Genomic DNA, 3,871 nt, shown 5'->3' with positions numbered 1-3,871 from the left:
GCCTACGTTTCCCGGCCCCGAGACCACGGAGGCCATCACCCGACCGCACACCCGGCCACAGAGCGGGGTCCGCGTCGGCACCGACCCCGACCCGACGGGGGTCCAGGGGCGGATCGCCCCCGGGTGCAGCACTCTGAACGGACGCGACTCGGCGCACCGAACCGGGGTCGAGGCCGGGTTCGGTGCGCCGAGGATGAACCTATTGCGCATCTGACTGACATCTGATCAAGATCAGCGAGTCACTGTTTCAGGTGTGTTTTTGATGCTGAATTGAGTGCTGTTTGATTTGTATCTGATGTGCATGTGGTGCGTGGATGGTGCGTGTCTGGTCAGACGGCGACCTGGTGCGATTTGGGGGATTCCGAGATCCACCGGTAGACGGTGGCGACGGAGCGGTCGACTTCGCGGGCGATGTCGGTGATGTCGACATCGGCTTCGCGGCGGGCCAATGCCCATTCGCGGCGCTCTTCGTGGGAGCGGAACTGCGGGATCGGGTCGACGCCGTCGAGTTCGGGGAGCGGAACTTCGAGCTGGCGCCCGAGCTCACGCGCGACAACTGCGGGCGCGACCGTCCGTGCGACAGCCGCGGGTGCGTGATGGTGTGTCTCGGCCGGCACCGGGACGGCCTGCGACTGGGGCTGCTGGGTCGGCCGGGTTGTGGCGGCACGGCGTCCGAGGACAGTCAGGCTGTGTGTGGAAGCGAGCAGGGCTGCCGGCGGGAGGGTGGCGATGACCGCGGCGAGGATGGGGTTGAAACCGGGGGCGATGGTGAGCACGGCGTGGATGGCGTTGCCTGCGATCGACACGGCGGCCGCTGCGGTCAGAATCTTCCAGAAGAACTTGCGGGACCGGTCGTTGTGCCGCTGGGTGACCACGCCGAGGGTGGCTTGCAGGATCGTCCCGTCGATGATGACGGGGAACAGGAACGCTGTTTCCTCCGGCTGCCCGGCCTGGACGCACAGGTCGCGCAGTGCGATGAAGCTGAGAATGAACGATGCCGCTGCGATGACGATGGTGATGGCCACCGAGCAGCACCACAGCCACCCGCTGACGGTGGGGTCCGGCGCGACCGCGGTGAGTGCGGCTTTCTCGGCGCGCGAGTCGCGCCGGCGCCGACGTGGCCTGTCGTGCAGCTGATCACTGTCGGTGAGGTCCGGCGCGGTCGCAGCGCGAGCGGCCTTCTCGGCACGCGAGTCCCGGCGGCGCTGGCGCAGGGCTTCGAGCGTTCTCATGCGTCCCATCCGTGTCATAGTTCCCATCATAACTATGGAAACTATGAATGAGAAGCCTGACACGTCTCAGATGAGAGTCTCTGGTCACAGCGCGATTCTCATCTGAGAGACGCGGGAGCGGCGGGGTGAGAATCGTGGGATACGACTGCGCCCGGTCGGAACGCGATGCGATCGACGCCGGGGCGCGGAGGGTTCTCATCGCGACGGGCGCTGCCGTCACATGCCGAGGATGAGATCTCCCCCTGCGAGGACGCAGCGTGACCAGTCTCGTACCGACGAGACCGGGCTGATAATCGAGGTCGGCACTGCGTCATGAGGCAGCGACGTGAGAGGGCCGCGCCGGACGGTCCTCACTTGCCGTCTCGACGCACGAGAACGAGCACCGCAACGAGAATTGCCGTCCCGCCGATTACGACCGGAAATGCGAACGCGTGAGAGCTCGGGATACCGGCCTCAATCGCCAGCACTCGCAGAGGTTCGACCCCTTCGATGCTGAGGGCGACGGCGAGAATTGCGAACAGGATCGCATAGACGGTCACCATCGCTCTCACCGTGCGATTCGGGAGATTCTCGCTGGTGGAGGCTTTGGGGTCGGATGGTTCTTGTGCGTGCGAAGGAACCGTCTCGTCTTCGTGCACGCCCTCGCGTTCATTCATAGAACCCATAGTAACAATGAGAACCATGCAGGAGTGGAGCGTACGCGACACAGTGCAACAGCGGTGAGAATCATCGACCTCGGCTGTGCGACGTGTCGTCGCACAGCGGTCCGGCGACGGTCGTCCTACTGGTGCGGACTCGTCACGGATGTGACCTGTGAGGGTCGATCAGGCTCGGTTCCAGCGACCGACGTTGGTCTGCGAGGCGGATTTGATGTCGCCTTCTGCGGGTGCGTCCCACGCCCGGCCGTTGTGATGCTCGGCTTCGAGACGTTCGATCTTCTCGAGGACGGCGGCTTCGAGGAATTCACCGAAGGTACTCGGTGGAAGGTGCGGGCGCGTGCCGAGGTAGGCGGCACGGATGCGCTCGGCCTGGTCGGTGTGGAATCCGAGTTTGGGGCGTGGGGTGCGCGGGGCCTTGGGCGTGGGGTCGGGCTGGGTCACTCGGAGCCTCGGTCCAGGCGAGTCGGGGCGTTGCGACCGACGCCGGTCTGGGACAGGGATTTGAGCTCGCCGCGGGTGGGTGGGCGCCAGGGCCGGCCACTGTTGTGGGCTTGTTCGAGGTGATGCGCGCCCTCGAGGAGCAGTTCGGTGATGAATTCGCTGAGTGTGGCCGGGGGCAGGACGGCGCGGGTGCCGACGTAGGCGGCGCGTATCCGGTCGGCGTCGGCCTCGGTGATGTCGAAAGCCATGCGCTTCTTCCCGGTCATGGTTCTCATCGTAACTTCGGTACGTGAGGTCGTGGACTCTGCCACGAGCGGACATGTTCGAGGGTCGGAAAGAAGAGAGCCGGGCGGATACCTGATATGGCTTGGCATGTCCTACCCGAATAATTTCCGTATATGGCTCGGCGTGTCCTACCCGAATAGTCGATCTTGGTAGCGCACAGTACTCGGCATGGAAACGGTGGGGGAGTCCCTTCTCAGTGACGAGCAGTGGGGAAATGAGGTGCTACTGCCGCATCGACCGTTCGCGACGAATCAACTCGAGCACGGTCAGTACCGAATGAGCCGCGACCAGGCACTGATGATGCGCTACATCCAGCACTCTCCACACGCGTTGCTCGGATCGATCGTCATCGACTGTGACCACCCCGATGCGGCGATGCGCGCGTTCGAGAAGCCCTCGGATCATCCGACGCCGAGCTGGGTCGCGCAGTCTCCCTCCGGGCGGGCCCACCTGGGTTGGTGGCTGGGCGACCATCGAGTCTGCCGTACCGACTCGGCACGATTGACCCCGCTGCGCTACGCCCATCGCATCGAGCGAGGTCTGTGTATCTCCGTAGATGGGGACTTCTCCTACGGCGGGCAGCTGACCAAGAACCCGATCCACCCTGAGTGGGAAACCATTTACGGCCCAGCGGACCCGTACTCGTTGCGGGATCTGGCGACCATCTACACCCCTCGTCAGGCCCCGCGCCGGCCCGACCGCTCCGTGGGTTTGGGCCGCAATGTGACGATGTTCGACACTGCTCGCAAGTGGGCGTACCCGCAGTGGTGGCACCACCGTCATGGCACCGTCGACCAGTGGCTCCAGCTGGTGCTTCAGCGCTGTCATGGCATCAACAGCGAGTTCGCCGACCCGCTCCCTTTCGTTGAGGTCCGTGCCACCGCGTACTCCATCGGCAAGTGGATTTGGCGTAACTTCGACGAAGGTACGTTTCGTGCTCGCCAGGCAGCACGTGGCAGCAAGGGCGGCAAGGTCATGAGCTCCGCCAAACGGGAAGCCAACAGGAAGCGGGCGACCAAGTTCGATTTGGCGACAGCATTGGAGTTCGCGCAATGAGCGGCCGTGCCCAGGCACAACAGCGGCGGTCCATCACCGCAAAGGAACTGGCACGCCGGCTCGGTTCGTCGGAGCGCACTGCACGTCGCCTGATCGCCGGGGTAAGTCCCGGGGAGTGGTGGGAATCGGCTGAGGGCATCCGGCCAGGTCCGCGGCGTGTCGCTCCCTCGATGAGAGTGGGCCATCGCGTAGTGATCA

General features: G+C 64.7%; 6 protein-coding genes. 2 read left to right on the top strand and 4 right to left on the bottom strand.

Annotated features, from left to right (window positions below):
* A partial coding sequence (locus tag A8G15_RS31590; protein ID WP_211270262.1) for a hypothetical protein occupies window positions 1–214 on the top strand: 214 nt, incomplete at its 5' end.
* A 115-nt stretch (window positions 215–329) separates the two neighbouring features.
* Here A8G15_RS31590 and A8G15_RS28580 read toward each other — a convergent pair.
* The 4 genes from A8G15_RS28580 to A8G15_RS28565 form a co-directional block, all read right to left on the bottom strand.
* Window positions 330–1,232 (bottom strand): DUF2637 domain-containing protein, encoded by a 903-nt coding sequence (locus tag A8G15_RS28580; protein ID WP_245688049.1) that lies wholly within the window; start codon window positions 1,230–1,232, stop codon window positions 330–332.
* 350 nt (window positions 1,233–1,582) lie between these two features.
* Entirely contained in the window at window positions 1,583–1,888 is a 306-nt protein-coding gene (locus tag A8G15_RS30930; RefSeq protein WP_156665617.1) for a hypothetical protein, read from the bottom strand.
* 168 nt (window positions 1,889–2,056) lie between these two features.
* Window positions 2,057–2,332, bottom strand: a complete 276-nt coding sequence (locus tag A8G15_RS28570) for a ParB family protein (RefSeq protein WP_068166581.1) — start codon at window positions 2,330–2,332, stop codon at window positions 2,057–2,059.
* Window positions 2,329–2,598, bottom strand: a complete 270-nt coding sequence (locus A8G15_RS28565; RefSeq protein WP_068166580.1) for a hypothetical protein — start codon at window positions 2,596–2,598, stop codon at window positions 2,329–2,331. The genes A8G15_RS28570 and A8G15_RS28565 overlap by 4 nt, the downstream gene beginning before the upstream one ends.
* A gap of 187 nt (window positions 2,599–2,785) precedes the next feature.
* Here A8G15_RS28565 and A8G15_RS28560 point away from each other — a divergent pair, with 187 nt between their 5' ends.
* Complete coding sequence (locus A8G15_RS28560; protein WP_068166579.1) at window positions 2,786–3,673, top strand: replication initiation protein; 888 nt, start codon at window positions 2,786–2,788, stop codon at window positions 3,671–3,673.
* Window positions 3,674–3,871 lie beyond the last annotated feature (198 nt).

Origin of the sequence: Rhodococcus phenolicus (assembly GCF_001646785.1) — a bacterium.
GTDB classification, from domain to species: domain Bacteria; phylum Actinomycetota; class Actinomycetes; order Mycobacteriales; family Mycobacteriaceae; genus Rhodococcus; species Rhodococcus phenolicus.
Note: the sequence above shows the minus strand (reverse complement) of the source record. Positions and strands in the feature narration are given on the sequence as shown.